Origin of the sequence: Paenibacillus sp. Dod16, from assembly GCF_049893405.1 — a bacterium.
Taxonomy (GTDB): Bacteria; Bacillota; Bacilli; order Paenibacillales; family Paenibacillaceae; genus Paenibacillus_AQ.
On record NZ_JBNDYG010000014.1, the window covers coordinates 12514 to 38545 of the forward strand.

Annotated in this window: 25 protein-coding genes and 1 pseudogene; 19 read left to right on the forward strand and 7 right to left on the reverse strand. The window is 48.5% G+C overall.

Annotation, left to right across the window (positions count from 1 at the left end):
• Positions 1–8 precede the first annotated feature (8 nt).
• Positions 9–1148: a toxic anion resistance protein gene (locus ACPV3A_RS12520; protein ID WP_194540536.1), complete on the forward strand. Its 1140-nt coding sequence runs from the start codon at positions 9–11 to the stop codon at positions 1146–1148.
• Positions 1149–1279: 131 nt separating this feature from the next.
• Here ACPV3A_RS12520 and ACPV3A_RS12525 read toward each other — a convergent pair whose 3' ends face one another.
• Positions 1280–1681 carry a type II toxin-antitoxin system death-on-curing family toxin gene (locus tag ACPV3A_RS12525; RefSeq protein ID WP_426199826.1) on the reverse strand — a complete coding sequence of 134 codons (402 nt, stop codon included), beginning with the start codon at positions 1679–1681 and terminating at the stop codon, positions 1280–1282.
• Positions 1678–1941, reverse strand: a complete 264-nt coding sequence (locus tag ACPV3A_RS12530; protein ID WP_426199827.1) for an AbrB/MazE/SpoVT family DNA-binding domain-containing protein — start codon at positions 1939–1941, stop codon at positions 1678–1680. Before ACPV3A_RS12530 ends, ACPV3A_RS12525 begins: the two co-directional genes overlap by 4 nt.
• Before the next feature lie 175 nt (positions 1942–2116).
• On the opposite strand from ACPV3A_RS12530, the gene ACPV3A_RS12535 reads away from it, so the two are divergent.
• From ACPV3A_RS12535 to ACPV3A_RS12565, 7 genes are all read left to right on the forward strand, one after another.
• Positions 2117–3064 (forward strand): phosphotransferase enzyme family protein, encoded by a 948-nt coding sequence (locus ACPV3A_RS12535; protein ID WP_426199828.1) that lies wholly within the window; start codon positions 2117–2119, stop codon positions 3062–3064.
• A gap of 313 nt (positions 3065–3377) precedes the next feature.
• Positions 3378–4976, forward strand: a complete 1599-nt coding sequence (locus ACPV3A_RS12540) for an ABC transporter substrate-binding protein (RefSeq protein WP_426199829.1) — start codon at positions 3378–3380, stop codon at positions 4974–4976.
• Between the two features lie 99 nt (positions 4977–5075).
• Positions 5076–6026, forward strand: a complete 951-nt coding sequence (locus ACPV3A_RS12545) for an ABC transporter permease (RefSeq protein ID WP_426199830.1) — start codon at positions 5076–5078, stop codon at positions 6024–6026.
• A gap of 15 nt (positions 6027–6041) precedes the next feature.
• On the forward strand, positions 6042–6947 hold the full coding sequence (locus ACPV3A_RS12550; protein WP_426199831.1) for an ABC transporter permease: 906 nt from the start codon (positions 6042–6044) through the stop codon (positions 6945–6947).
• 22 nt (positions 6948–6969) lie between these two features.
• On the forward strand, positions 6970–7992 hold the full coding sequence (locus ACPV3A_RS12555) for an ABC transporter ATP-binding protein (protein ID WP_426199832.1): 1023 nt from the start codon (positions 6970–6972) through the stop codon (positions 7990–7992).
• Positions 7976–8977, forward strand: a complete 1002-nt coding sequence (locus tag ACPV3A_RS12560; RefSeq protein WP_426199833.1) for an ABC transporter ATP-binding protein — start codon at positions 7976–7978, stop codon at positions 8975–8977. The genes ACPV3A_RS12555 and ACPV3A_RS12560 overlap by 17 nt, the downstream gene beginning before the upstream one ends.
• Before the next feature lie 31 nt (positions 8978–9008).
• Complete coding sequence (locus ACPV3A_RS12565) at positions 9009–9428, forward strand: OsmC family protein (RefSeq protein WP_426199834.1); 420 nt, start codon at positions 9009–9011, stop codon at positions 9426–9428.
• Positions 9429–9540: 112 nt separating this feature from the next.
• On the opposite strand, the gene ACPV3A_RS12570 is transcribed toward ACPV3A_RS12565, so the two are convergent.
• Together ACPV3A_RS12570 and ACPV3A_RS12575 are read right to left on the reverse strand one after the other, a co-directional pair.
• The gene (locus tag ACPV3A_RS12570) at positions 9541–10119 is read right to left on the reverse strand and encodes an NAD(P)H oxidoreductase (protein ID WP_426199835.1); all 579 of its coding nucleotides are present in this window, start codon (positions 10117–10119) and stop codon (positions 9541–9543) included.
• Positions 10116–11120, reverse strand: coding sequence for a hypothetical protein (locus ACPV3A_RS12575; RefSeq protein WP_426199836.1), 1005 nt, complete (start codon positions 11118–11120; stop codon positions 10116–10118). The genes ACPV3A_RS12570 and ACPV3A_RS12575 overlap by 4 nt, the downstream gene beginning before the upstream one ends.
• 179 nt (positions 11121–11299) lie before the next feature.
• On the opposite strand from ACPV3A_RS12575, the gene ACPV3A_RS12580 reads away from it, so the two are divergent.
• Both ACPV3A_RS12580 and ACPV3A_RS12585 read left to right on the forward strand, forming a co-directional pair.
• Positions 11300–11638 carry a winged helix-turn-helix transcriptional regulator gene (locus tag ACPV3A_RS12580; protein WP_216532872.1) on the forward strand — a complete coding sequence of 113 codons (339 nt, stop codon included), beginning with the start codon at positions 11300–11302 and terminating at the stop codon, positions 11636–11638.
• A 578-nt stretch (positions 11639–12216) separates the two neighbouring features.
• On the forward strand, positions 12217–12717 hold the full coding sequence (locus ACPV3A_RS12585; RefSeq protein ID WP_426199873.1) for an MHYT domain-containing protein: 501 nt from the start codon (positions 12217–12219) through the stop codon (positions 12715–12717).
• Here ACPV3A_RS12585 and ACPV3A_RS12590 read toward each other — a convergent pair.
• Positions 12698–12811: pseudogene (locus tag ACPV3A_RS12590) on the reverse strand (spore photoproduct lyase family protein); the annotation flags it as partial. The gene ACPV3A_RS12585 and the pseudogene ACPV3A_RS12590 sit on opposite strands and share 20 nt — an antisense overlap.
• Before the next feature lie 217 nt (positions 12812–13028).
• Between ACPV3A_RS12590 and ACPV3A_RS12595 the strand changes: the two are divergent.
• The 6 genes from ACPV3A_RS12595 (at position 13029) to ACPV3A_RS12620 (ending at position 20585) form a co-directional block, all read left to right on the forward strand.
• Complete coding sequence (locus ACPV3A_RS12595; RefSeq protein WP_194540549.1) at positions 13029–13781, forward strand: response regulator transcription factor; 753 nt, start codon at positions 13029–13031, stop codon at positions 13779–13781.
• Positions 13750–15399: a sensor histidine kinase gene (locus ACPV3A_RS12600; RefSeq protein WP_426199837.1), complete on the forward strand. Its 1650-nt coding sequence runs from the start codon at positions 13750–13752 to the stop codon at positions 15397–15399. The genes ACPV3A_RS12595 and ACPV3A_RS12600 overlap by 32 nt, the downstream gene beginning before the upstream one ends.
• A gap of 205 nt (positions 15400–15604) precedes the next feature.
• Positions 15605–17242, forward strand: a complete 1638-nt coding sequence (locus ACPV3A_RS12605; protein WP_426199838.1) for an extracellular solute-binding protein — start codon at positions 15605–15607, stop codon at positions 17240–17242.
• 105 nt (positions 17243–17347) lie between these two features.
• A complete protein-coding gene (locus tag ACPV3A_RS12610) occupies positions 17348–18298 on the forward strand; it encodes an ABC transporter permease (RefSeq protein ID WP_426199839.1) in 951 nt (316 codons plus the stop codon).
• 10 nt (positions 18299–18308) lie between these two features.
• Complete coding sequence (locus ACPV3A_RS12615) at positions 18309–19196, forward strand: carbohydrate ABC transporter permease (protein WP_098741533.1); 888 nt, start codon at positions 18309–18311, stop codon at positions 19194–19196.
• A 225-nt stretch (positions 19197–19421) separates the two neighbouring features.
• Positions 19422–20585, forward strand: coding sequence for a GntR family transcriptional regulator (locus ACPV3A_RS12620; protein WP_194540552.1), 1164 nt, complete (start codon positions 19422–19424; stop codon positions 20583–20585).
• 205 nt (positions 20586–20790) lie between these two features.
• Here ACPV3A_RS12620 and ACPV3A_RS12625 read toward each other — a convergent pair whose 3' ends face one another.
• Both ACPV3A_RS12625 and ACPV3A_RS12630 read right to left on the reverse strand, forming a co-directional pair.
• A complete protein-coding gene (locus ACPV3A_RS12625; protein WP_426199840.1) occupies positions 20791–22038 on the reverse strand; it encodes a glycosyltransferase family 2 protein in 1248 nt (415 codons plus the stop codon).
• A 153-nt stretch (positions 22039–22191) separates the two neighbouring features.
• Entirely contained in the window at positions 22192–23547 is a 1356-nt protein-coding gene (locus ACPV3A_RS12630) for a sodium-dependent transporter (RefSeq protein WP_426199841.1), read from the reverse strand.
• Between the two features lie 330 nt (positions 23548–23877).
• Here ACPV3A_RS12630 and ACPV3A_RS12635 point away from each other — a divergent pair, with 330 nt between their 5' ends.
• From ACPV3A_RS12635 to ACPV3A_RS12645, 3 genes are all read left to right on the forward strand, one after another.
• The gene (locus ACPV3A_RS12635) at positions 23878–24105 is read left to right on the forward strand and encodes a DUF896 domain-containing protein (protein ID WP_194540555.1); all 228 of its coding nucleotides are present in this window, start codon (positions 23878–23880) and stop codon (positions 24103–24105) included.
• 276 nt (positions 24106–24381) lie between these two features.
• A complete protein-coding gene (locus ACPV3A_RS12640; RefSeq protein ID WP_220687533.1) occupies positions 24382–24915 on the forward strand; it encodes a sigma-70 family RNA polymerase sigma factor in 534 nt (177 codons plus the stop codon).
• Positions 24912–25991: a DUF4179 domain-containing protein gene (locus ACPV3A_RS12645; RefSeq protein WP_426199842.1), complete on the forward strand. Its 1080-nt coding sequence runs from the start codon at positions 24912–24914 to the stop codon at positions 25989–25991. Before ACPV3A_RS12640 ends, ACPV3A_RS12645 begins: the two co-directional genes overlap by 4 nt.
• Positions 25992–26032: the final 41 nt, after the last annotated feature.

Consider the following 26032-nt stretch of genomic DNA (forward strand, 5'->3'; position numbering starts at 1 on the left):
GGGTTATATTGTCATTTACGATGGAAGTCATAAGTCCCGAGGAGATCAAGACGGCGATTGAGGAGCAGGTGAAGCCTGAGCCGGAAGAAGTCACGCAGTTGAAGGAGCTGGCGGCTAACAATGTGCAGGCCATCATGGAACTGGATATTGAATCGCTCGAGAAGCGAAGACAGGTGCTGCAATCCATTGAAAGCTTTGGCATCAGCACGATGAGATCCTCCTCGGAGAAGAATGCGCTCCTGCAGGTTCAGGTGGGGAGATTATCGAAAACCGGGGATGAAGGCGGTCAAGTGGCTAAAGGGTTAACGGAGCTGCAGCTGCAGCTGAAGGATCTGGATCCGAGCGTTGTGGATTTTGCGAAAAGCGGGCTCCTGGGCATGGTATTTAACCCGCTGCGCCGATATTTTGCCAAGTTTCAAAAGGCGGATGCCGTCATTTCGGACATCATCATTTCTCTTGATAAAGGAAAAACCGTATTAAAGAATGACAACACCACGCTGGAGATTGAACAGCAAACCCTCCGCGAGCTCACCAAAAAGCTGCAAAAGGAAATTCAGCTGGGCATGCTCATGGACGCAGAGATCGAATCCCAGGTCGAGGCGGCTAAAATACGGCAGGAGTCGGAGGATAAAATCCGGTTTATTACTGAAGAGGTGCTGTTTCCGCTGCGCCAGCGCGTGATGGACCTGCAGCAGATGCTGGTCGTGAACCAGCAGGGGATCATGGCTATTGAAGTAGTCATCCGGAACAACAAAGAATTAATTCGCGGCGTGGATCGGGCGAGAAACGTAACGGTAACGGCGCTGAAAATCTCGGTCACGGTGGCTAGTGCCCTGTACAACCAGAAGATTGTCCTGAAGAAAATCGAGCTGCTGAACGAAACCACGAACAACCTGATCAGCGCCACTTCCAAAATGCTGAAGGATCAGGGCGCGGCGATTCACAAGCAATCGCTGGAAACGAGCATTTCCGTCGATACCTTGAAGCAAGCGTTCACGGATGTGCTGTCAGCGCTTGATTCCATCAGCACATATAAGCAGGAGGCTCTCCCGCGGATGCGTGAGACGATCCACCAGTTCAGTGAGCTGGCGGTAACGGGCGAGCAGCAGATCCAGCGCTTGGAGCGGGGGCAGAAGCTGGGACTGTAACGTAGGCGGGGACATCATCAAATAAAGAGTGTGCGGTTACGAGACTGCACACTCTTTTTATATGGACAAAGCCTTAGGCTCGCAAATAATTAAGCAGGATCCGCTTGAGAATCGCCAGGGGTCGCTTTTTATTACGTTATTTCAATGGAATATTCTTTAATAAGGGACGTAAGTTCTTGAAAGGTGAATTTGTGATTAACCATATCGACCGTGAAATTCTCTGCTTGTTTTTGATCCATGATAAATCGATATCCGTTATAGCGTAAAAATAGGAGAAGGGCCGTGAAGGCGGTTCTTTTATTGGCGTTTTGAAATGGGTGATTTTGTCCCAGTGATTCAAATAATGCAGCTGACTTTTCCCAGATAGATAAATAGGCGTCCTCTCCAAAAGCTGACGATTGAGGCCGATGGAGGGCCGACTCAAGCAAATGCGGATTCTTTACACCGATATGCTCGCCGACACTATATTTCTGTATCATAGCGACGTTAATGGCGATAACCTCTTGGGAGGTTAGATAACGTATAGGGGTCATCGATCTTTTAACCCTTTTAGGGTCTGGTCGTATTCGCTCATGATCTCAGACAAAGTATCTAAGAAATCAGGGCTGATGCCGTCAGGTAGGGAGACTTTGTTAGCTTTTTTAATGATGATCTCACCTTCGGTTTGATTAACATCTATTTGTACTGTATCGCCTAGTTCTAAACCAATCTGTTTGAGGGCATCCGTCATTGTAATTCCCAGGCTGTTGCCAAACTTAGTGACTTTCCGTTCCATTTCGTTCACCCTGCTCATATAAAGTTTTCCCCCTTAATTATATTATTCAACTGTTATAACAATTATACATTGCCTGAGGAATAGGATAAATATTCTTGTAGTAGCAGTTAAATGCAGGAGCCGGCTATCCATATGCAGAAATCAATGGTCAATGAATGCTTGATCACCCGGATGGTGAAGGGAGGCGATGCAAATGGAACGAAGAAGGGAACTTATGGCCGCCGCTGTAAGCAGGTTCGGACTCTTGGAGCGGGATCGACTTCAGACTCATTTTTCCGAACACAGCCTTGTCTGTTCTTATCGTAAGGGTGCGGAGACCGTGTATGTACGCTTGACCGACGAGTCCCATAAACCGTATGCAAAGATTGCAGGCGAGGTGCAGTGGGTGGAGTTTCTCGGGAGAAACGGCGTTTGCGTTGCGAGGCCGCACTACTCGGCGGCAGGAAATCTTGCGGAGCGGATTCGGACGGAGGATCATGACTATACGGCGGTCTGTTATGAGGAAGCCAAGGGGCGTCCGGTCGGGGAGAACGATGCCGATGAGAGCTTACACAGGCGAATGGGCCAATTCATGGGGCGCATGCACGGCATCACCAAGGGGTACATCCATCTGGATCCCGTCACAAGACGGCCTGATTGGTCGGATGAGGCGGAAAAAGTCCGGCGTATTGATTTACCGCCATCCGAGAAGGAGATCACCCTTGGTTATCAGGCATTGTTCCATTATATATCGGACCTTCCGGTTGCTGAGGACGCTTATGGACTGATCCATGCGGATTTCCATTACGGCAATTTTTTCGTGCATGAGGATTCATTGTGTCTGATTGATTTTGATGCGAGCCGATATTCATGGTTCGTGGATGACATTGCGGTGACCGCGTTTTTCTCAGGTTTAACCGAAGGAGCCGATTCGGACCCGGACAGGTTTCTGATCCCGTTCCTGGAAGGATACCGTCTGGAGCATCATCTGGAGGAGAAATGGCTTCGAGAAATCCCGTATTTCATGAAGCTGAGAGAAATGGGTCGGTATATCAAGCTGTTCCATGCCTGCGGCGGAGCATTCGACAAACTCCATCCGTGGGGACAGTGGTATATGAAAGGGCGTAAGGAAAAGATATTACGAAGCTTTCCGGCCATTTAATAAACGCAGCCTTGGTTCGAAAGACGGAACCAGGGCTTTTTTATATTTAGCGGGAGGGCTGGCTGCGGCGGTTGATGCCATGGAGAGGAACGAAGTCCTTGCATGTTGAATCTATTAATTTTCGTGAACAGGAAATTAATTCTAGCACGATCAATTATTGCATTGACAGCAAATTCCGAATCCATTAGTATGTGCATAACTTATTAAACCTACCAGATAACTTAGAATTTAGGGGTGCGTTCGTTTCACGAGTTTTGACAGAGCATGATGCATACATTCCATATGCAAATGTCTACTACATGGGGGGATTACAATGAAAGCCAGAAAGTTAGGTTTACTCTTATCGTCGATCGTGCTGATGCTGTTGATCGCGGCATGCGGCAGCGGTTCCGATCAGGCTGCAGAGGGAGCAGCTGAAGACAATGGAAGTGAAAAGCAAGCCGAGCAGAAAGAGTACAAAGACGAGCTGAACATCGCGCTTACGGCTCAGCCGCCTACGTTGGATACGGCCTTGACGGTATCGGCGGTTGCGCTGGATACGGCAGGCAACATCTTCGAGCAGCTGTACACACTGAACGCAAACTATGAGCCTGTACCTGCTCTGGCAGAGTCCGTCGAACGAAGCGAGGATGGCTTAACGTATACGTTCGCCCTTCGCCAAGGCGTGAAGTTTCACAACGGGAAAGAGATGACGTCCGAGGATGTAGTAGCCTCGATGAACCGCTGGCTGGTGACTTCGTCTCGTGCGAAGGTGCTGCTGACGAATGCTAAATTCGAAGCCGTTGATACGTATACCGTGAAGCTGACCGTAGAATCGCCTACGTCGGATGTGTTGATTCTTATTGCATCGCAAGCGCAGTTCCCTTCCATCATGCCGAAAGAGATTGTAGAATCAGCGCCGGCTGACGGGATCAAGGAGTACATCGGTACGGGGCCTTATAAATTCCAGGAATGGAAGCAGGATCAGTACATACATTTGGTGCGAAACGACGATTATTATCAGGTGGCGAATACGGAGCCGAGCGGATTTGACGGGCGAAAAGAAGCTCCAACCCAGAATCTTTACTTCCATTTCGTCACGGACCACTCCACGCGGATTGCAGGCGTGAAGACCGGACAGTACGATGTGGCGGACAGCATTCCGATCGAAAGCTATGATGAGCTTGCTGCCGACAACAATATCGATTTGCTCTCGTTCCCTGGCGGTGCACTGACCGCATTTTTCAATACCAGCGAGGGATTGTTACAGGACGTGAAGATTCGCCAGGCCATTCTCGCCGCGTTCAATAATGATGAGATCATGTTGGCGAGCTTTGCCAAGCCGGATTTATACTCCTTGGCACCGGGTTACCTGAATACGAACCAAGTCCAATGGTCAACCGAAGCTGGAGCGGAATATTACAACCAGTCGAACCCGGAGAAGGCCAAGCAGCTGCTGCAAGAGGCCGGTTATAACGGCGAAGAAATCACGCTGCTGACGACCAAGGACTATAACGAGATGTACACGGCCACATTGGTCATTCAGGAGCAGCTTCGTCAGATCGGCATGAACGTAAAAGTGGAGAACTTTGATTTCCCGACGTTCCTGGAAACGAAGAACGACCGCTCCAAGTGGGACATTTTCGTTGCGAGCACGGGCTATCAGATTACGCCGCCGCAGCTGCTGGCCGTCAATCCGGATTGGGCCGGACTCGACAATGAAACGGTCAAGCAGGCACTGATCGATATTCGCGGTGCAGCCACGCCGGAAGCTGCCAAGCAGGAATGGGAGAAGCTGCAGGGCTTCCTGTACGAATTTGCTTCCTCCACCGTGATCGGCCATTATAATGGCGTCGTCGCCACAACGAAGAAGCTTGAAGGCTTCGAGCTGTTTGAAGCGCCGGTGGTCTGGAATGCCAAAGTAGCGAAGTAAGCATATATGGAGGGTGTTACAAGTTACCGAAGTAACTTCGATAACACCTTCCTTTTTTGAAATTGGATTCATAGACCATGTACAAATGAGGGATTTGTAGTGCTGGCTTATATTACGAAAAGACTTTTGTCGCTGATTCCCGTGCTGGCCGTTGTCACCATCGCTATTTTTCTGATCATCCACATTACGCCAGGAGATCCGGCGGCGGCGATATTGGGCATGGAGGCGTCGCAGGAGGAAATACAGAAGCTGAATCAAGACCTGGGCTTGGATCGCCCGATACTTGAACAGTATACGAGCTGGGTAGCCAACGTATTCAAGGGGGATCTGGGAGATTCGATCTTCATGAATCAGCCGGTTAGCGAAGCCATCGCGGAGCATATCACCCCAACGCTATCGTTAGCCATTCTGGCGCAGGTTATCGCAATTATACTGGCGATTCCCTTCGGGATTATCGCTGCTTACAAGCGAGGGTCCATCGCAGATTATACGCTGATGGGGATGTCCTTGCTGGGCATGGCCTTACCCAGTTTTTTGCTGGGATTGTTCCTCATGCTGTTTGTTGGCGTCAAGCTGCAGTGGCTGCCGGTCGCTGGATATGAACCGCTGAGCAGCGGGCTCTGGGAACATATGAAGTATCTGATTCTTCCCGGCATCTCGCTTGGGACCATACAGGCGGCCCTGATCACGCGAATGACCCGTTCGTCCATGCTGGAAGTGCTGAATTTGAATTTCATCAAGACAGCCAGATCCAAAGGCCTGCATGAAATGAAGGTGCTGTTCAAACATGCGTTTCGGAGCGCGTTTCTGCCCATTCTGACCGTTATTGGACAAACATTCGGCACTTTGGTGACAGGGGCTGTGGTCGTGGAGGCGATATTCAATATTCCCGGATTGGGTCAATTGATCTTAAATTCCATTGCCAGAAGAGATTTTGCAGTGATCCAAGGCGTGGTGCTTGTCGTCACACTCATGTACGTCACCATCAACTTGATTATCGACTTGCTGTATGGCGCGGTTGATCCGCGTGTTCGTTTGGAACGCAAATAAAAGAGGTGTGATTGGATGGCAACTGTTCAGGAAAAAGAATACGTCGCTCAAGTAAGTAAAAAGCTGAAAAAAGAGCAGCGTGCACTAGGATATCGCCGATTGAGGTCGAACTACGGGCTGTTGATCGGAGCGACCATCTTTGTTTTATTGGTAATTCTGGCGCTGATCGGACCGCTCTTCACAACCTACGGCCCGTACGACATGAAAGTTGTAGACCGTTTAACGCCGCCAGGGGCCGAGCATTGGCTGGGTACCGACGAATTTGGCCGGGATTTGTTAACCAGGCTTCTCTTCGGTGCCAGGGTATCGATTAGCGTAGGACTCGTGGTTGCGCTGCTATCCTCGGCATTAGGACTCGTGATCGGCGTCTATGCGACGTATTACAAAACATTGGATCATATTCTTATGCGCATCTGTGACGGATTGATCGCGATTCCGGGAATCCTGCTCGCCATTGCCTTAATGGCCGCACTCGGCGCATCCGCCATCAATGTCATCACGGCGCTAACCATCGTGTTCACGCCGAATATTGCCCGGGTCGTTCGCTCGGCCGCGCTGGTGGTACGCGAGCAAACCTACATCGAGGCGATGCATGTCCAGGGAGCAAGCGCAACGCGCATCATATGGCAGCACATCGTGCCGAATACGCTATCTCCTCTACTGGTACAGGCTACCTTCGTATTTGCTGAAGCCATTATATCCGAGGCCGCGCTAAGCTTTCTCGGGGCGGGCATTCCTGCCCCTGAAGCCAGCTGGGGGAACATTCTGCAAGCAAGCAAACTAGTTATTTATAAGGCATGGTGGATGGTCGTATTCCCCGGGGCCACGCTCGTTTTGTCTGTACTCAGTCTGAATTTGCTGGGCGACGGGCTGCGCGACTTGCTGGATCCCCGCGTGAAGCAAAAGTTGAAAAAGTCATGAATATAAAGCTGGAGGTATTTTCATGAATAACGAGCCTCTATTGGAAGTGAAAAATCTAAAAACGCATTTTCATACCGAGCGGGGGAAAGTGACGGCTGTGAACGGAGTCAGTTTTTCCATGAATAAAGGCGACATCATCGGCATTGTCGGAGAATCCGGCAGCGGAAAGAGTGTCATGTCCCAATCGATCATGAGGCTGCTGGACCATACGGATGCGATCGAGTACGAGGGAGAGATCCTGTTTGAGAAGCGGGATCTGCTGTCTCTCTCGCCTTCTAAATTACGGGCGGTCCGCGGCGACAAAATCTCCATGGTTTTTCAGGACCCGCTTACATCCCTAAGTCCCGTGTATACGATAGGTAATCAAATCGGGGAAGCCATTCGTCTCCATCAGAAGAAGTCCAAGAAGGAAGCTCGTCAACAAGCCGTTGAGATTCTGCGGATGACGGGTATTCCATCTCCGGAGGTGAGGGTGGATGAATATCCCCATCAGCTGTCGGGAGGAATGCAGCAGCGGGCGATGATTGCCATGGCGCTCTCCTGTGAGCCGAACCTGTTGATTGCGGATGAACCGACAACCGCGCTCGACGTAACGATTCAGGCGCAGATTCTGGAGCTGATCGCCGATTTGAACCGCAAAATGGGCATGGGCGTGCTGTTTATCACGCATGATCTGGGTGTCGTATCGGAAATTTGTACGGGCGTGAAGGTGATGTACTTGGGGCAAATCGTGGAAGAAGCCCCCACGGAACAGCTGTTTCATAAACCGCTCCATCCTTATACGCAGGGACTGATCCAATCGATCCCCAAGCTGGAAGGAGACAGAAACGATGAACTTCATGTCATTGAGGGAACGGTGCCCTCTCTGACGGATATTCCGCAGGGCTGCGGCTTTTCTACGCGATGTCCTTATGCCGATGAATTATGCCGTACCTCAGAGCCGCCGATGCAAACGGCACATATGGACCATCGAGTGAAGTGCTGGCATTACGAGGCCATAAACGAGCCGAAAGGGAGGGAGACAACCGTTGGAACAAACAGCTGATCATTCGATTTTAAAGGTAAGCTCCCTTCACAAGCAGTTCCCGGTGTACGGATCTTTCGGTAAGTTATGGGGCGCCAAGGGATATGTAAAAGCCGTAACGGATGTTTCTTTTCAATTAAGAGAGGGAGAGACGTACGGACTTGTCGGAGAATCCGGTTCCGGTAAAACTACCACGGGGCGTACGATCCTAGGATTAACCCCGGCAAGCCAAGGTCAGGTTCTATACCGGGACCAGGATTTGGCTGCGATGTCGAGGAAGGAAATCCGGAAATTCCGCAAGGACGTACAGCTTGTTTTTCAAGATCCGTTCTCTTCGCTTAACCCGAGGAAAAGAATCGGCCGAATTCTGGAGGAGCCCCTGATTATTCATAAAATGGGAGACAAGGCAGAGCGTCGGGAAAAAGTATTTCACATCCTGAAAACCGTGGGCCTGCAGCCGGAGCATTATTTCCGTTTTCCTCATGAATTCTCGGGCGGTCAGCGCCAGCGTCTGGGCTTGGCGCGCGCGCTTATCATGAATCCGAAGATTATCGTATGCGACGAGCCGGTCTCGGCACTGGACGTCTCCATTCAGTCGCAAATTTTGAATATGCTCAAGCGTTTGCAGCGGGAATTGAAATTAACGCTATTATTTATTACGCATGATATCAGCGTGGTTCGGTATATTTCCGATCGGATCGGTATTATGTATCTCGGAAAAATCGTGGAAGAAGCTTTAACGGATGATCTATTCCATGAGCCGCTGCATCCCTATACGAAGGCGCTGTTCTCAGCGGTACCCGACTTTACCCGCAGCCGATTACAGGATCGGGTGATCTTGCGAGGGGAAATCCCGTCCCCTTTATCTCCGCCGAGCGGCTGTGTTTTTCATACGCGCTGTCCTTTTGCAACGGATGTCTGCAAGGCAGAAGTTCCGGCTTTAAGAGAAGTTCGGCCCAACCAGAAGGTAGCTTGCCATCTTGTTGATGAGAGCCGTTCATCCTGAAACGAAGACTAAAAGAAAAGAGGCTAAAAACATGACAACGTTAAAAATCGTAGAGGGTCAGGATCGGATATTCAATGAGGCGGGGGTTCAGCTTGTCGGAAACCACGGCCCGAATCTGGAGGGCGGCTTGTCTCCGAGAGAGCTGCTGGAAGCGTCCTTGGCGCTATGCGTGTCCATATCGCTCCAAAAAATAATGGCTTACGACGGCGTGGAGTATGATAAATCCTCCATTCATATCGAAGTGTCGTCGGTAAAGGCAGAGGATAAAAGCAATAAGTTCTCGCATTTTAACGTCCATGTCACGCTGCCGCAAACGCTGGATCCCGCCTACAAGGAGAAGCTGAAATCTGTTGTAGAACGAGCCTGCACGATCGGCAATACGCTGAAAAGTGAGGCCGTTGTTGAACTGATCGAGGTGAATGAATCCGTCGAAACGAGCAGCAATGCGTAATTCGTAAGCTTCTGTGTTAAATCATTTCAAGCTAATTCAACAAATATGCCTTAGTCCAGGATTCATCGCGGACTAAGGCTATTGTGTTCTTCAGGGACCGTGCAATGCACTATTATGAATCCGCATAATGCAATCCTAGCTGATAAGCTCGTTCGAGCAAACTCTCCATATGCTCCGGTCTGGCCTCTAGCGTATCATAGAAGAATTCCACACGGGAATTCTTGATTCCGGAGTAGTCGGCCATTCCAACATTGAGGGAAAGGGATAACATCTGATCATAGCCCCGCTTGGCGAAATGATCCTCCGAAGCCCCTGCTAACGCAAGCCATAACACCTGTTGGTGATGAAGCTTTGAGCCGCCGCCGTAAGCGAAGCCATGATTCCAGACACGATCGATATACCCTTTCAGCATGGCAGGGACTCCGTACCACCATACCGGGAAGATATAGGCCAGCGCGTCGTGCTCCTTCATCCGTGCGATTTCAGCCTCAACCTCAGGAGAATAGATCTTGGAAGGGTCAGACCAATCGGGTTCGTCTGCCTCCCACAGGACCGGATCGAAACCGATGCGGTGGAGGTCCAGAATTTCCGCTTCATGCCCGGCGTCCCTAAGCCCTTGTACAAACTTCTCGGTTACTGCAAATGTAAAGGAATTTTCACGTGGATGTGTAACAACTGTTAATACCTTCATGAGGATTCACCTACTCTTTCTTCTCTTCGAATTTGAATGCCAAATTGTTCAATACGTGCCATTGCGGTTTCAAGAGGAACCAGCGTTTCCGGTAGATAGAAGCCTCCGGGAGCAGGAGATGAGCCGTCCCAGCCCAGAATGCGCTCAATGGACAGGAGAATACCAAGGGCCGTAAAATGCGCCTGTCCCTTCGGATCGGTCAACGTGATTCTCCGTTTCGCGTAACGGCCGTCAAGAAGTACGCCTTCAAGGTCAATGTAGAGGTCTTGGGAGGCCCTGCCTCCAGCCCGTGTTCCTATGGAGTCATGGATGGCGAAGTCGAATCGAATATTAGGCGCTCCCGTAACAGCCGCGAGGCTTGGAATATCCAATAAACTCATGGGATGGCCTTCTACCCGGAGACCATTAGAAAGACTTATGCTCCTCGGATACTTTGCAGCCTCAACCCATTTCCATCTCCCGTTTTCCCGGATAAGGGCACGGTTGATAAACCCTTCGGTATCTTCCAGCGTCATAGGGCCCATCGGATCGCGTTCATCACAGTGACCCGCCAAGCCGATCAATTGGACGCTTTGGAAAGATTTCGCCTCCTGATACGCGACCAAGGTCAGGATTCCCGCTTGCGAATGTCCCAGAGGGACAATCGGTGCTTGAGGGGGATAGGTTAGCATGGCGAATAGCATAGGTGTCAGCTCGTCGGCAAGCTTCGTGATCCCGATATGTGCAATTCCTTTTGCAAGGGCTTCTTGAATGAGGAAGTCGGCCGGATCCTGAATCGTAGAAACGATGAGGTCGGCTTGATCCAGCTCCCCTGGAGCCAGACCCTGGCGGATATCTAAAAAAGCGGTGCGGGCGTTTCCTAGCTCCTGTACCAATAAGCTCCCCTTCTCGGGATTCCTTCCGGCGAGAATAATCTCGGTTTCTTGATTGATCGTTCGGATATGCCGGGCAACGGCACTCCCGATTACGCCATAACCTCCGGCAATGTAAATACGCTGCATGTTATTTCACCCCCATGTTTTTATGATGCAGTACTGGTATAAGGGGATTATGTAACATATAATGACGGAAAGGAAGTACGCACTTAATTGTTCTATAAGCACCTAAAAGTATCATTAGTACCCCAAAGTGCCTGTTGTCAGAGATATGCCACTTACGTTCAAAAAGGAGAGAAGTTCTTATGAATGGGGAGCGACAATACAATATTCCGTCTGAGGCGACCATGGACGTCATCGGCGGCAAGTGGAAGGTCATTGTGCTGTGTCACTTAAGTTATGGCCCCAAGCGAACGAGTGAAATTAAGAAGCAGATGCCGGATATTACGCAGAAAATGTTAACCCAGACGCTCCGGGAGCTGGAGGAGGATGGGATTATCACGCGAACGGTCTTTAATCAAGTGCCGCCTAAGGTCGTGTACGAGCTGAGTGAAATGGGCGTTTCGCTGCAACCGATCCTTGATCAAATCTGTGAATGGGGCGAGATGTACTTGAATGGGAAAGCGAAGGTAGTTACACCTTGAGGACAGACAAAATATAAGCTGCTGACCTAATAAAGGACCCGCAGCTTTTTTTATTACCTAAATAGAGTGTTGTCGCTCATCATTTCTCATAGGACAGAGGATAAGTCGAGATACCCGTAGAATAATTTAGTGCTTTAGACTCATCTCAATCCGGGAGCGTTCGAACATTTCTCTGTTTGTCGAGAAATTGAATAGTTACTAAAGATATAATATGGATATGGTGCAGGGCTGGGAAGCCTCGGAAATAAACATTGCTTTTTTCTGATATGCACCGGGGCGAGTCACCGTGAATTAATAGAAACGTTATCCGCTAGGAAACGTATGATCTTCATAGGACTTAAGAATTACTCACAAAAGGGGTGTGTACAGCTCAGATGGACGGCAATTATAACTATTATATTGTTGGGCTCTCAATTGCAATTGCTATACTTGCTTCATACTCGGCTTTAAATATTACGTCGAAAATTTCGGATGCGAACGGCAAATCCAAGTTTTTTTGGCTATTCGGCGGGGCCATGGTCATGGGAAGCGGCATTTGGTCCATGCATTTTGTCGGCATGCTGGCGATGCACATGAATATGAATGTGAGATACGATGTCTTTCTGACCATCATGTCGATGCTCGTCAGCGTGGTTTCCTCCTTCATCGCGTTTTATATTACGATGCCCAGAAATATTAACTGGTTCAAAATCGCCATTGGCGGCTTCATTATGGGAAGCGGCATCGTTGCCATGCATTACATGGGAATGGAGGCCATGGTCATACATGCCGAAATTAGTTATGATCCCGGCATTTGGGTACTGTCCGCCATCATTGCATTGGTAGCCTCTTATGCGGCTTTATTATTGTTTCTCCGTTTTCGGAATCATCCCAAATCCAGCTTTCTCAAGTGGGGTTCGGCGGTTGTCATGGGCTTCGCCGTATGCGGAATGCATTATACAGGAATGAAAGCTGCACGGTTTGAGGCTCATGCCGGTATGCTTGCAGCAGCCGCAGTCTGTGGATTTTCTGCTTCTGTATGGTGTAACGGTCGCGATTTTTGCCATCCTGCTGATCTCCTGGGGGGCGATGTTCTTTGATCGGCATGTGCTGGAATTTGGGGTAACGTTTTAAAATCATGTTTTTGGCCGTTTTGGTAAAGCGGTGCTGAATGAGCTCGAACGTCAGATCCCTGACCTCCACATGGCTCAATCGCGGATGAAGCTTCTCTAATCGGCAATCATGCATTGTCGAAGTAAGCAAAAGGCTTGACGGCTGCACCGTCTTACACATGAATTTGAAAGCCCTTTCTTGAAACTGTGATATACTACGACAAAACAGGTATACCATTATAACAACCTATATTTCCCTATATCAGCCCCATACTTTCACAAGCAAAGGAGATTGTCTGATGTTTAATGTTCTTATTGTTGACGATGAGTCCATTCAAAGAGAAGGCATTAAGGATTTGATCTTTCAGTACCGCTTCCCCTTTCAGGTATTGGAAGCCGAGAACGGAATGAGTGCAAAGCGTATTCTGCTGCAAAACGCGATTGACATCCTGATCACCGACGTCAGAATGCCTCTTATGGACGGACTGGAACTGAGCAAGCAAGCCCGAAAGACCCAGCAGGATTTAAAAATTGTCATCTGCAGCGGGTATGACGAATTTGAGTATGCCCGCAGCGCTATCCGATTGGGCGTGGTAAATTACTTGCTTAAACCGCTTGTCAGGGAAGAGTTTCTGCAGGTGATGGAGGATATTACACAGATCAGTCCTTATGGCGGGGAGCTTGAACAGGTTACGATCGAATCGAAGGTCATCCGTCAGGTTAAAGACTATGTGAAGGATCATCACCAGCGGGATATTTCGTTGTCGGATGCCGCCGAGGATGTGTACCTGTCCCCGGGGTATTTGAGCATTTTATTTAAAAAAGAAACCGGTGAGAACTTCTCGAAGTATTTGACCGACTACCGCCTGCGGAGGGCGAGCTATCTACTGAAACACTCAAATATGAAGGTCAATGATATTGCAGGAGCGGTGGGTATCGACAACCACTCTTATTTTGCCAAGCTGTTCAAGAGCAAGTTCGGCGTAAGTCCCTTACAATACAGAGAGTGCGGGGTGCTCCATGATCGGATGGATAAAGAGCAAGTTCAATGATATCCGGTTCCGCAACAAGCTGCTGTTGTCCCATCTCATCATTGCACTCATTCCGATTCTATTGCTAGGACTGCTCTCCTTCATCCAGTCCTACCGCATTCAGATGAAGGAATTACGGAGCGAAGCGGAAGCCAGCCTGGAACAGGTGGCCAACATAATGGACTATAAGATCAACCGGTACAATACGCTGAGCGAGTTCATGGTACTCAACCGGGAGCTATCGCAAATTTTCATTAAGGACTATGAAGAGAACTATTTTAACATGTACCTGGATTTCCGGGACATTCTGGAGCCATTGATCTCGAACATTCGGCTAATGGATGATGATATTGAGGCCATTACCTTTTATACATCCGGAGAACTGCTCGGGATTCGCGATAATATTTTGCCCATCGGGGAACTCAAGAGCAAGTCTTGGTACGATGGATTTCGCGGAAGGCGCTGGATTGTGGACGGAGAGAAGTTGTATCTCGTCCAGGAATTGATCAGCAATCCCAAGGACAGCAATTTCATGGTGATTTCCATTCAGCATGACAGCATCTTTGCTGATATGGACAAACTGTCGGAGCATGTAGCGGTTCATATCGAGGATGCTGAGCAGCGTGTGATTTTCAAGGAAAGGAAGGAGTCCGATGCTTCAGCCGATTTGGAGAGTGGGGAGAAGGGCGGTCTGAACCTAAGCCGGTCGCTCGCCAATAATGGATGGACGATTCACTATAATCTGCTGAATACGAATGCATATGCAAATGCGCTGGGTATTTTTCAAATTACGTTGTTTGTCATGATCCTCAGCTTGATCATTACATTTCTGCTCATTTATGTGATCTCCAACAACTTTACGCGCCGAATTATCCATATCAAGAACAAGGTAGACAAGGTGGAGCAGAACAACCTCGAGGTGATCATTCAGAGCGCATCTCGGGACGAATTCGGCGAGTTGACCAATGGCATCGGCAAAATGCTGAAACGGATTAACAGTCTAATCTCCCAGGTGTATCAAGCGGAAATCGCCAAGAGGGAAAGCGAATATAACAAGCTGATTAATCAGATTAATCCGCACTTCCTATACAACACCCTCTCCTTTATTCGGTGGAGGGCCGAGAAGAAAGTGGATATCGAAACGAGTTATATGGTATCGGCATTGGCCCGGTTCTATAGAACGACGCTGAATCAGGGGAGGCATATGGCTACGATCAAGGATGAGGTGCAGCACATCAAGGCTTATCTGGATTTGCAGCTTATCATGAACGATGGCCGATTTGACGTGGATTACCATATCGATGAGGATGTATTAGATACCGAGATCATTCATTTTATTCTGCAGCCGATCGTGGAGAATGCCATCAAGCACGGTTTTGTGGAGGCTGGAGGGGCAGATTACCACATTCATATTGGGGTTAGCCGGGTCGAAGGGGGCATGAAACTTATCGTCAGCGATAACGGGGTGGGCATGACTCCCGCGCAGGCGTCGAGGCTGCTGGCCGGAGAGAGCGGCGGCTGCGGCGTTCGGAACGTGAACGACCGGATCAAGCTGTATTACGGACTGGATTACGGACTCGATATTCATAGCGAACCAGGCAGCGGAACGGAAGTATCCATGGTTATTCCAGCCTCCTGAACAGCGAGCGTTATTCCCATCCATTATCCATAGTGTTGTTAATGAAAGCGGTGTGCTGAAGCAGCCGCTTTTTTGGGGTTTGCAGTTGAGAACGAAGAAGGTCATGAAAAAAGTGATACATATCCAAAAAATGTTGCATATACGCCAATTATGAAACCGCATACAATTTGGTTATCAACCAAAACGAGAAAAAGGGGATGACAGGATGAACAAGCGTAAAAAGATGGCCTCGCTGCTGCTCGGGTGCATGATGCTGACAGTATTCAGCGGCTGCGGCGGGAGCGCTGGGGACAGCGCACAGCCGCAAATTTYAGAACAGGACTATGAGCCTTACGGGAAATACGAAACGCCGGTGGAATTTACGATCGGCCGGAATACCAATCATGTGAACAACCTGCCTCCCGGCGATACGATTGAGGACAATTTGGCTACCCGCTATGTGGAAGACCGGGTGAACGTAAAAGCTAAGGTGGCTTGGGAGACGGACGATATGGATCAGAAGCTGTCGCTGTCGATGACAACGGGCGATCTGCCGGATGTTATGCTGGTCAGCCGCGATATTTTCAACCAGCTGGTGGATAACGACCTGATTGCCGATATGACGGAGGTGTACGAGAAGACCGCATCCGACGGCGTCAAGAATATCTACGCTTCTTATGGCGACTTGCTGCTGGACCAAGTCAAGGTGGACGGTAAGATCATGGGCCTCCCGATGACGAATATCGGAAACCAGCACCAGCTGCTGTGGGTACGGAAGGACTGGGTGGATAAAGTCGGCGCACAGATGCCGGAATCCGTTGAGGATGTATGGAATCTCGCCAGAACGTTCGTAGAGAAAGACGCCTCGGGAACAGGCAAAACGGTTGGGATGGTGATGGATTCCAATGCCATGAACTTTACACCAGTTTTTGCTGCACGCGGTGCTTTTCCAATGAACTGGATCGAGAAGGATGGCCAGGTTGTGTATGGATCGGTTCAGCCCGAGATGAAGCAAGCGTTGGCGGAGCTGAGCGCCATGTACAAAGAAGGTCTGATTGATAAACAGTTCGCCGTCCGAACGAATGAAGAGAAGGAAGCGCTTGTGATCAACGGGCAGGTAGGGATACTGTTTAACCCATGGTGGATCGGCTACACCAACTACAAGGATTCCATCAAGCAGGATCCCGATGCTGTCTGGGTTGCTGTATCGGCACCCGTGGATGAGAACGGCAAGTTCAAGACCATCCGTCAGGATCCGGTGGGCGGCGGTATCGTCGTAGTCAAGAAGGATTTCGCCCATCCCGAAGCGATCATGAAATCGGTCAATCTAACAACCGATTTCCTGTACTCCTTAACCGATGATGCGGTCAATTACAAGAAAGAGCACCCCGATGAGATGCTGACAGACGCAAGCCGCTGGAATAATGATCCGACACAAATTCCGATGCAAGTGGATTATGACGATGTGTTGAAACGTTATTACGAGGATCTGATGAAGGCGGATGAATCCGGTGATGCTTCCTCCGTTCAGGAAGATCGGGTGGTGTCCTTCAAGGCGTATCAGGAATTCAAGGAAAAAGGAAATGCCATCGACGTGAACACATACGGCGAATACCTCTCCCGCATTGAAGGCCAGCGCGAAGCGAACAATCCGAATCTGGAAGTGATTCCTGCCGGCTTCTATGGAACCACCGAGACGATGAAGCTGAAGTGGGCCAACCTCCAAAAGCTCGAAGAGGAGACCATATTGAAAATTATTATGGGACAAGCTCCCGTTGATGAATTCGATAAGTTCGTGAACACCTGGAAGCGTACCGGAGGCGATGAGATTACGGAAGAGGTCAACGAGATGAGCAGTAGATAAAGATAGCATGGGCCTTGGCGCGGAGGGCTATGGTGGTCAGCCGCGCGGGCTTTTTTATTCGATAAGGCTTGTCCTGACAGGGACATGATGGAGGTGAAGCGGACGATGGCGCAAGTGGAAACAACCGTCAATCAAGAGCTGGAAGTACGATACCGGAAGAAAAAGAAACGTAAAACCTTTGACGAAATGACCTATCATGCGATACTGCTGCCTGGCATGGCCATGCTGTTCATTTTCTCGATTGTGCCGATGTTCGGAGTGGTCATGGCTTTTCAGAAGTTCATCCCCGCAAAAGGAATACTCGGTTCCGCATGGGCAGGTCTCGACAATTTTACGTATATGTTTCAATTGCCGGATGCCAAGCAGATCTTCATCAATACGCTGGTCATCGCGGTCGGGAAGATTGTTCTCGGATTGATTGTGCCGATCGTATTCGCCCTGCTGCTGAATGAGGTGCGTCTGAAGCTCTTCAAAAGCACGATTCAAACCATTGTGTATTTGCCGCATTTTATGTCATGGGTGGTCCTGGGCACGATGCTGACCATGATCTTTTCCTTTGACGGCATGATTAACAATTTCCTTGAGTTTCTGGGGCTGGAGCGGATCATGTTTCTGGCAAGCAACGACTGGTTCAGGCCGCTGCTCATCGTGACGGATACCTGGAAGGAATTCGGTTACGGGACGATTGTGTACTTGGCTGCATTGACGGCGATTAATCCGGCTTTGTATGAATCCGCCGCAATGGACGGCGCGAGCCGCTGGAAGCAGACCCTGAATATCACGCTGCCGGGCATGTTTCCGACGATCATTCTGCTGGGCACGCTGAGTCTCGGCAATGTGCTCAATGCGGGATTTGACCAGGTGTTCAACCTGTATAATCCGCTGGTCTACGAGACGGGTGATATTATCGATACGTTTGTGTACCGCATGGGTCTGATCAATATGCAGTATTCGTTCGCAACGGCAATTGGACTGATGAAGTCGGTCATCAGCTTTGTTCTGATCGTTATATCCTACAGGCTGGCCTCAAGGTATGCGGGGTACAAGATTTTCTAGGAGGGTTAGCATGATTCAATCCAAAACGCTGGGCTCAAGGCTGTCCCGCCTGATGATTATGCTCGCGCTCGTTCTAATTACATTTGTGTCGCTGGCCCCCATCGTCAATACGATTATGGTGTCCGTCAGCAGCAGCACGGCTGTGAATGCCGGCCGGGTCTACTTTTTTCCGGTGGAGCTGAACTTCTCATCCTACGGGCAGATACTGAATGACACGAAGTTTTGGAAGGCGTTCCTCATATCCGTGGAACGGGTGCTGCTTGGGGGAGCGATCAACATGATCTTAACCATCCTTATGGCTTACCCATTGTCACGGAGCGTCACGCAGTTCCGATCGAGAAACAAATACATGTGGATTATCGTGTTTACGATGCTCTTCAGTGGAGGAATCGTCCCCTGGTATATGGTGATCAGCAAGCTGGGGTTGATCAACAGCATCTGGGCGTTGGTTCTTCCGGGTGCGGTTCCTGTCTTCAACGTGATTCTCCTGATGAACTTCTTCAAGGGAATTCCGAAGGAGCTGGAGGAGGCCGCATTCATTGACGGTGCCGGTCCGCTGAAAATCCTGCTCAAGATCTTCATCCCGATCTCCATGCCCAGTCTGGCGACCATTACGCTGTTTGTCATCGTCGGTCACTGGAACAATTTCTTTGACGGGATCATCCTGATCAATGACAGCGAGAAAATACCGCTTCAGACCTATCTGCAGCAGCTCAGCCTGACGCGCGACCAGATGCAAAATCTCTCGGTCGAACAGCTTCAGCAGTTTAATAAAATCTCCAACACGACCCTAAATTCTGCCAAAATTCTGGTCTCCATGATTCCAATTCTGCTCATCTATCCATTTTTGCAGCGTTATTTAATCCACGGAATCGTCCTGGGGGCCGTGAAGGAATAGTTCAATACACGGAGTAGGTAGTCGACAGGGAACAGCGCTATTGCATGAATCTTTCGGAGCGAAAGATCATGCGGCGCTGTTTTGTCATGTATGGGATTGTCTAGGGAAGGATGATCTGATTATTTATGTAAGCGGTTATCCGCGCAACATGGACAAATTAAATATATCATGTTATATTGTTATACGAATTAGCATGTTTTGGAGTACCGTTGGAGGGATATCAATTTGAAAGACGCAGCTTCCGCAAAGCCGATGTATGAACAGATTTTTAACGAGATGAAGCGAAAGATCTCCACACATATTTTCCGCATTGGCGATAAAGTCCCTTCGGAGAAGGAACTCGCGGACGAATACGGAGTTAGTCGAATTACGAGCAAGAAGGCATTAGATATGCTGGCGGCTGAAGGCGTGATTGTGCGTAAGCCGGGCAAGGGATCCTTCGTAGCTGACCCGGATGAGCCCGTGGCACAGAGGGAAACATTTTCCTCAGAGGGCGGAGTTGTCAGAGCAGCTAGCCAAGAGAAGATGATCGGTCTTGTCATTACAGACTTTTCTTCAAGCTACGGAACACGCCTTGTCTACAGCATGGAGCAGTATTCGAGAGAGAATGATTGTTTTCTGGTACTGCGCAGAACGTTTGGAGACCAGGATAATGAGGAATTATCCATTCAGAAGCTGCGCAATCTCGGCGTGAACGGTCTCATCGTTTTTCCCGCTCAGGGGGAATATTTCAATGCCGAAATATTAAAGCTGGTCATTGCCCGTTTTCCGCTTGTCCTGATTGATCGCAAGCTGAAGGGAGTCGCAGCCGCTTCCATCAGTACAGATAATCTGGGAGCAGCCGTTCAGGTAGTGGAGCATTTATTTGATTTGGGACATCGTTATATATCCCTGCTGTCTCCTCCACCTAGGGACACGACAGCGGTGGAAGAGCGGATTGAAGGGTTCGTGCAGGCTCATGCCGCTCGGGGCATCGCGTTTGATAAGGAGATCTGGATTAGTGACGTGACGGCTACTTTGCCTAATGCCTTCTACGAGAGCAATATTGAACGGGAAATCCAGCGGATCGTTCAGCACTTGCAGGATCACCCGGCAATTACTGCCTTTTTTGCGATCGAATATAACATTGCTTTGCTGGCCAAGGTCGCTGCAGAGCGCCTCGGTTTGCGGGTGCCGGAGGATTTATCCATCGTATGCTTTGACAGTCCGCAGCTAAATATCGGTGAGGGCTATTTGTTTACCCATATGCGGCAGAACGAGGAAGAAATGGGGAGGCTGGCGATTGAAACGGTACTCGGCATCATGAATCACGATGATGTAGCAGTTGAGAAGCGATTGCCTGCGGAATTGGTGGTTGGAGCATCTACCGGTCCTGTAAAGAGTCGGTGAAGGCGATATATTTGTATTATTGTCCGCTATAGATGTACATGAACAAACCATGCGCTCGCGTAAATGTGAGCACATGGTTTGTTGTTTTTTTTCTGAGTGGATGACGGATTTGATATTCAAGTAGAGATCGCAGTTAATATGATATAACATTTCGTTGTTTTATATATTTACTCAAAGTGGTGTTTGTTTGCCATTTGCTTCACATTTATTTTTCTACTTCAATATCGCTCAAATGAATAGCTCTTGTATGCTTTGTAGGATTCCAATTCACGTTCTTCATCGTAATGAGTGACCAAAGGAACAGCGGGACGTAAGTTAGATTGAAGAAGTACAGGTATGCATAGCTCCGAAAGAGGCTTACTTTATTTTTCGAGTCAAGAAACTGTGCGTATCCTACATAAATGAATTGGAATAACAAGCACATCACCCAAATTTGCCAAGGAATCAAATGATGAGCATCTAATAAGTCGGTAGCCATAGACATGAGAACAAGGAGACCAGTGGTTGCACTCAAAACAATTTTGCCAGGATTAATAAGGTACATAAAACCATCAAAAGCTTTGAAGTCCAGCTTGCTAATGAATCTCCAAATTAATTTGTGAGCGTATTTGAAGCAGACATCCCAATGCCCTCTTGCCCATCGGAGACGTTGAATACAGGAAGATTTGAAGCTTTCCGGCTTTTCATCGTACACGCGCGCAAAGTGACACCATTTAGCTGGTACCCCTTCAAGCAAACACTGCATAGTAAACTCAAGGTCTTCCGTTAAGGATCGAGCGGTCCAACCGATGGTTTTGAATAGAGTCGTGTCTACGCAGAACCCGGTTCCACCGATCGCGTTTCCTAAGCCTAATCTGGACTTGGCAAGCTGCCAAGAGCGGTTCATGAAAATGTAGCTTACGGAGTAACCTATGGTCACCCAGTTGTCATCTGGATTCTTGGAATCCAGGTAACATTGTATTAATTGATCCCCGTTCAACAAGTGGTTATTCATTTCCCTTAAATAATTCAACGAGACGAGGTTGTCGGCATCGAAGAAGGCGATACCGTCAAAATCATCGATTAACTTGTCGCCATACTGCTCAATTGCGTATTTGATTCCATAAGGTTTCCCCTTTTGCTCTCCTGGCAGGTATGTATGTTCAATAACGGTAGCACCAAGTTTTTCAGCGATCTCACTTGTTTTATCCTTACATCCATCAGCAATAACGCACACTTCATAGAGCTCCTTCGGGTAGTCCATGTTATGAAGATTCTCTACAAGGTGTCCGATAACCGCTTCTTTGTTGTGTGCAGGAATCATCAGAAGAAATCTTTTCAAAGGCTTATGTTCTTTCAGTCTCTTGGGTTTTCCAAAGCCGAAGAGACTGATCAGCATCCAATATGCCCAGAAGAACAGTAGGAGGTATTGAATAAAGGTTAATCCAACACCAAATGCATACTCAAAATTCATTACTAGCCCGCCCTTTTTTACAATTTCCTTGCTGGATTGATATCGATAGAATAATCGAATGTAGTACAGAAGATGAATATGAATGGGCAAGGATATAGAAAAAGGCAACCCCATTCGCCCCCATTTTGGCGATGAGATTGCCTTGGCTGCCAATTAATCGAACTTGATCACGCCCGTGGTATGGAGCAGCACCAGTAATACGAGAACCGGCGCGATATAACGGAGCATGAACAGCCATACCCGGAACCAGCCGGCTTTTAGGCCGGCGGCATCTGCCGCTCTCTTCCAGAAGTACCCTGCAAAGATAGTGGTGATCAGCCCCCCGAGCGGAAGCAGAATGTTCGATGTGACGAAATCCAGCCAGTCAAAGAAGTTTTTGCCGCCGATATCGGTAAGCCCGGGTACGATGCCGAATGACAACGCGGAGGGTAGACCGACCAGCATAACCAGCGCGCAGATGACCAATACAGCTTTGGTACGTCCCCAATTCCAGCGGTCCATGACATAAGAGGTTGGGACCTCCATCAATGAGACGGAAGAGGTTAAGGCGGCGATGGCTAGAAGTATGAAGAACAATCCCCCGAAAAAAGCACCCAGCGGCATGGCCGAGAAGGCAGCCGGCAAGGCAATGAAGACAAGAGAAGGGCCGGCATTGGGCTCGATCCCGAAGGAAGCGGTTGTCGGGAATATAATAAGCCCGGCAATATACGCATAAATCAGGTCGCCCGCGCCGATGGCGAGGGTTGCCGGACCTAGCGATTGCCGCTTATCCACATAAGCGCCGTAGGTCAACAGAATCCCCATCCCCAGCGAGAGGGAGAAGAAGGCATGTCCCAACGCGACCAGCGCCGCTTCCGGGCTCAGCTTCGAGAAATCAGGATTTAAGAAGAAGGATATGCCTTCGCCGGCTCCAGGCAAGGTTACCGCGCGGATCATTAATACGATCAACAGAATGATCAGGCCCGGGATCAGAACCTTGTTGAATTTTTCGATTCCTCCGGAGATGCCTTTAGCTACCACCCATCCTGAGATCGCAATAGCGACGATTTGCCATATAATCGGCATGTAACCTTCCGTAAACGCAGTAAATTGGCCACCGAAATCGGTGTTGTTGTACAGATTGCCGCTAAATGACATGACCGCATAATGAAGCGTCCAGCCTGCCACAATGACATAGAAGGTCAGAATGAGAAATGGTGCAATAACCTGGAGCAATCCCAGGTGCCCGAAGGCTTTCGGTCCGCCCGCTTTGACAAAGGAAGTTGCGGCACTCCCGCGGCCAGCTCGTCCAATGGCGAGTTCTGCCAGCAGGACAGGCAAACCGATCACGATGAGGCAGACGATAAAGAGCAGGAAGAATGCTGCACCGCCATGTTCTCCCGTAATGTAAGGGAACTTCCACATGTTTCCGAGGCCGACAGAGCTCCCGATCGCGGCCAGAATAAATCCAGCAGAGGAAAACCGATCATTTTTTCCTGTTGAAGCTGGGTTGTTGAGCTGAGATTTCATAGATGTTCCCCCAGTTGATTAAAGTTAAGTTCCTCTATTATATTTCATGTTCTGTCAGAAAGGGATAAGTAATTTTTCCTAAGGAATCAGAACCCGTATTTTTATTATGCTGCGAACGCAAAGTTTTCAATACTAACATTAACCACGATTTGTAAATAAATAAACCTTAAACACCAAGTTTAAGGAAGTGAAGAGACTTTGGGTAGGGAAAAAATCACAAATGCGCCTGTTGATCATGAAAGCTGGCAGGGGTTGACAAATATCTTTGTTTATTATATCTTTATATTAAGATAATTGATAAATCAAAATCATATGGAAAAGAGGGATATCATGATTCAAAGCTTAACCCGGATTAATGAATTGGCTAAAAAACAGCGGGAGGGCACACTCACTGCTGCGGAAAAAGCCGAACAGCAAGTTTTGCGCACGGACTATCTGCATGAAATTCGCGGACAGGTGCTAAGCACCTTCTCGGGATTAAGCATCGTGGATCCCGCCGGAAATGACGTGACACCTGAGAAACTTCGTAATGAGCAGAAGAAGCTGAGAGAAAACTAAGTAAGACATCGAAGTTTTGAAGAATGTAGACACAGAGATTGATTTTAGTATTAACTATGGGGTGCGCACTCCAGCATGCCACGAGAATTTCACGTATCAAATATAACTAACCAATTGTCTCCCGTGAGTTCACTGAACTTGCGGGAGTTTTTTATTCGTTATAATACATACATCATTTGTAACCTTTTGGAAGTCCTGACTATCTAATTATTGAATCCAACAATCATAAAATGCGTTAAGATGATGCCTTGAAGGGAGGTAGGTTATTCCTTGGAAGTGCAGCATGAGCAAGAATTAGAGGTCAAACTCGCCAAGAAGGGAAACCATGAAGCGTTTATCAAGCTTATAAAGCCATTAGAACTGCAAATGTACAACATAGCGAAAGCCATACTCCGACACGACGAGGATTGTGCAGATGCCATGCAGGAAGCCATATTAAAAGCATACAAGTCACTCCCGAGTCTAAGACAAGCGCCCCTATTTAAAACTTGGTTGCTTCGCATCCTGATCAATGAATGCAACATGATCCTGCGTAAAAAAAGCCATGTGATCCCTTTGCTCAACCTGGATCAAGCCGAACATATTACACCAAGCCTTGATGTCAATATCGATTTGCGAGAGGCGGTTTACCGGTTGGAGGAAGTATCCCGTACCATCATTATCCTGCACTATTTTCGTGACCTGCCTTTACGGCAGATTGCGGAAATGCTTGATTTGAACGAAGGCGCCGTTAAGACGCGTCTCCACAGGGCAAGAATCACGCTATCGGAATGGCTGGCTAATCACAGGGAAAGGGAGGTTAACGTATGAAATATGACCTTAATCATGAGCTTGAACAGGCTAAGGATGAAATAGAGGAGGCACAGGAGTTGCCGGAGGCAATCCGCATGCGTCTTAATAATACCTATCAAATTTTAGAAAATAATCCTCCCATTCAGAAGAAGCGGCGTTTGAAGGGTTTATTGATAGGTGGTGTAGCGTCGGTACTTTTGATTATCGGATCGGGCTTTATCTCCCCGGTAATGGCCGAGGCATTGAGAAATATACCGATTATAGGAAGCATTTTCATAAATGGTGGGGACGAGGGGTTAAAAACAGCTAGCCGGCAGGGAATGACGAGTGATATTGATCAGAGCATCACCCATGATGGGATTACGATGAGCATATCGGAAATCATGTATGACGGAAGTCGAATTTCAATGGTACTAACCCGGACGACAAGGGATGGCAAGAATGAATCTTTTGGTCAATTGGGGAGTAAAGCTAGTCAGCAAGGGGAAGTGAACGGGATTCAATTTTATGCGGATGGAGAGGAGCTGGGTGATTTCGGTTACAGCATTTCTAGAGTAGGGGATGGTGCTCCGAATTCGGACATCGTGACCTTGTCGCCGGAGGGATTGCCTGACGAATTTACATTGGAGGTCGTTATTCGAGACATAAGCGTCTCGGAGCCATTTACATTCAAAATTCCCGTCAAAAACAGTGCGGCAGATAGCGTGGTTCTTAAGTCAGAAGAACCCAAAATCCATGACAATATTCATATGGGCATCAGCAGTTTGAAATTCACCCCAGCTACAATGCAAATGATAGTAAGCATCACTGGAAAACCGGGTCAGGATCTTAAGGAGTTCATTAAGTACGTTCCCAGCCAATATAAAGTGAATGAATTTATAAATATTGATTACGAGGTGATAAATGAGAAGGGGGAAATAGCCAAATCCCTTGGTGGGAGGGGCAGCGGCTCCGGCAGCACTCTTAAATACACGTACATGTATGAGCCGTTCCCAACTAAACCGAAATCCATCACGATTAGACCCTTTGTGTATAGTGCAGAGCATAAAATATATATACCGGAACTTGAATTCCATTTGCCTGTAGAAGAATAAGCATGCCACATCGGTAAGCTTGCATGAAAAAAAGAGCGAGT

Excerpts from the sequence above, each read along its gene's own strand:
- ACPV3A_RS12525 (WP_426199826.1), bottom strand. The coding sequence starts at position 1,681 with ATGACCCCTATACGTTATCTAACCTCCCAAGAGGTTATCGCCATTAAC.
- ACPV3A_RS12530 (WP_426199827.1), bottom strand. The coding sequence starts at position 1,941 with ATGAGCAGGGTGAACGAAATGGAACGGAAAGTCACTAAGTTTGGCAAC.
- ACPV3A_RS12535 (WP_426199828.1), top strand. The coding sequence starts at position 2,117 with ATGGAACGAAGAAGGGAACTTATGGCCGCCGCTGTAAGCAGGTTCGGA.
- ACPV3A_RS12540 (WP_426199829.1), top strand. The coding sequence starts at position 3,378 with ATGAAAGCCAGAAAGTTAGGTTTACTCTTATCGTCGATCGTGCTGATG.
- ACPV3A_RS12550 (WP_426199831.1), top strand. The coding sequence starts at position 6,042 with ATGGCAACTGTTCAGGAAAAAGAATACGTCGCTCAAGTAAGTAAAAAG.
- ACPV3A_RS12555 (WP_426199832.1), top strand. The coding sequence starts at position 6,970 with ATGAATAACGAGCCTCTATTGGAAGTGAAAAATCTAAAAACGCATTTT.
- ACPV3A_RS12565 (WP_426199834.1), top strand. The coding sequence starts at position 9,009 with ATGACAACGTTAAAAATCGTAGAGGGTCAGGATCGGATATTCAATGAG.
- ACPV3A_RS12570 (WP_426199835.1), bottom strand. The coding sequence starts at position 10,119 with ATGAAGGTATTAACAGTTGTTACACATCCACGTGAAAATTCCTTTACA.
- ACPV3A_RS12575 (WP_426199836.1), bottom strand. The coding sequence starts at position 11,120 with ATGCAGCGTATTTACATTGCCGGAGGTTATGGCGTAATCGGGAGTGCC.
- ACPV3A_RS12580 (WP_216532872.1), top strand. The coding sequence starts at position 11,300 with ATGAATGGGGAGCGACAATACAATATTCCGTCTGAGGCGACCATGGAC.
- ACPV3A_RS12585 (WP_426199873.1), top strand. The coding sequence starts at position 12,217 with ATGAATGTGAGATACGATGTCTTTCTGACCATCATGTCGATGCTCGTC.
- ACPV3A_RS12595 (WP_194540549.1), top strand. The coding sequence starts at position 13,029 with ATGTTTAATGTTCTTATTGTTGACGATGAGTCCATTCAAAGAGAAGGC.
- ACPV3A_RS12600 (WP_426199837.1), top strand. The coding sequence starts at position 13,750 with ATGATCGGATGGATAAAGAGCAAGTTCAATGATATCCGGTTCCGCAAC.
- ACPV3A_RS12610 (WP_426199839.1), top strand. The coding sequence starts at position 17,348 with ATGGCGCAAGTGGAAACAACCGTCAATCAAGAGCTGGAAGTACGATAC.
- ACPV3A_RS12615 (WP_098741533.1), top strand. The coding sequence starts at position 18,309 with ATGATTCAATCCAAAACGCTGGGCTCAAGGCTGTCCCGCCTGATGATT.
- ACPV3A_RS12625 (WP_426199840.1), bottom strand. The coding sequence starts at position 22,038 with ATGAATTTTGAGTATGCATTTGGTGTTGGATTAACCTTTATTCAATAC.
- ACPV3A_RS12630 (WP_426199841.1), bottom strand. The coding sequence starts at position 23,547 with ATGAAATCTCAGCTCAACAACCCAGCTTCAACAGGAAAAAATGATCGG.
- ACPV3A_RS12635 (WP_194540555.1), top strand. The coding sequence starts at position 23,878 with ATGATTCAAAGCTTAACCCGGATTAATGAATTGGCTAAAAAACAGCGG.
- ACPV3A_RS12645 (WP_426199842.1), top strand. The coding sequence starts at position 24,912 with ATGAAATATGACCTTAATCATGAGCTTGAACAGGCTAAGGATGAAATA.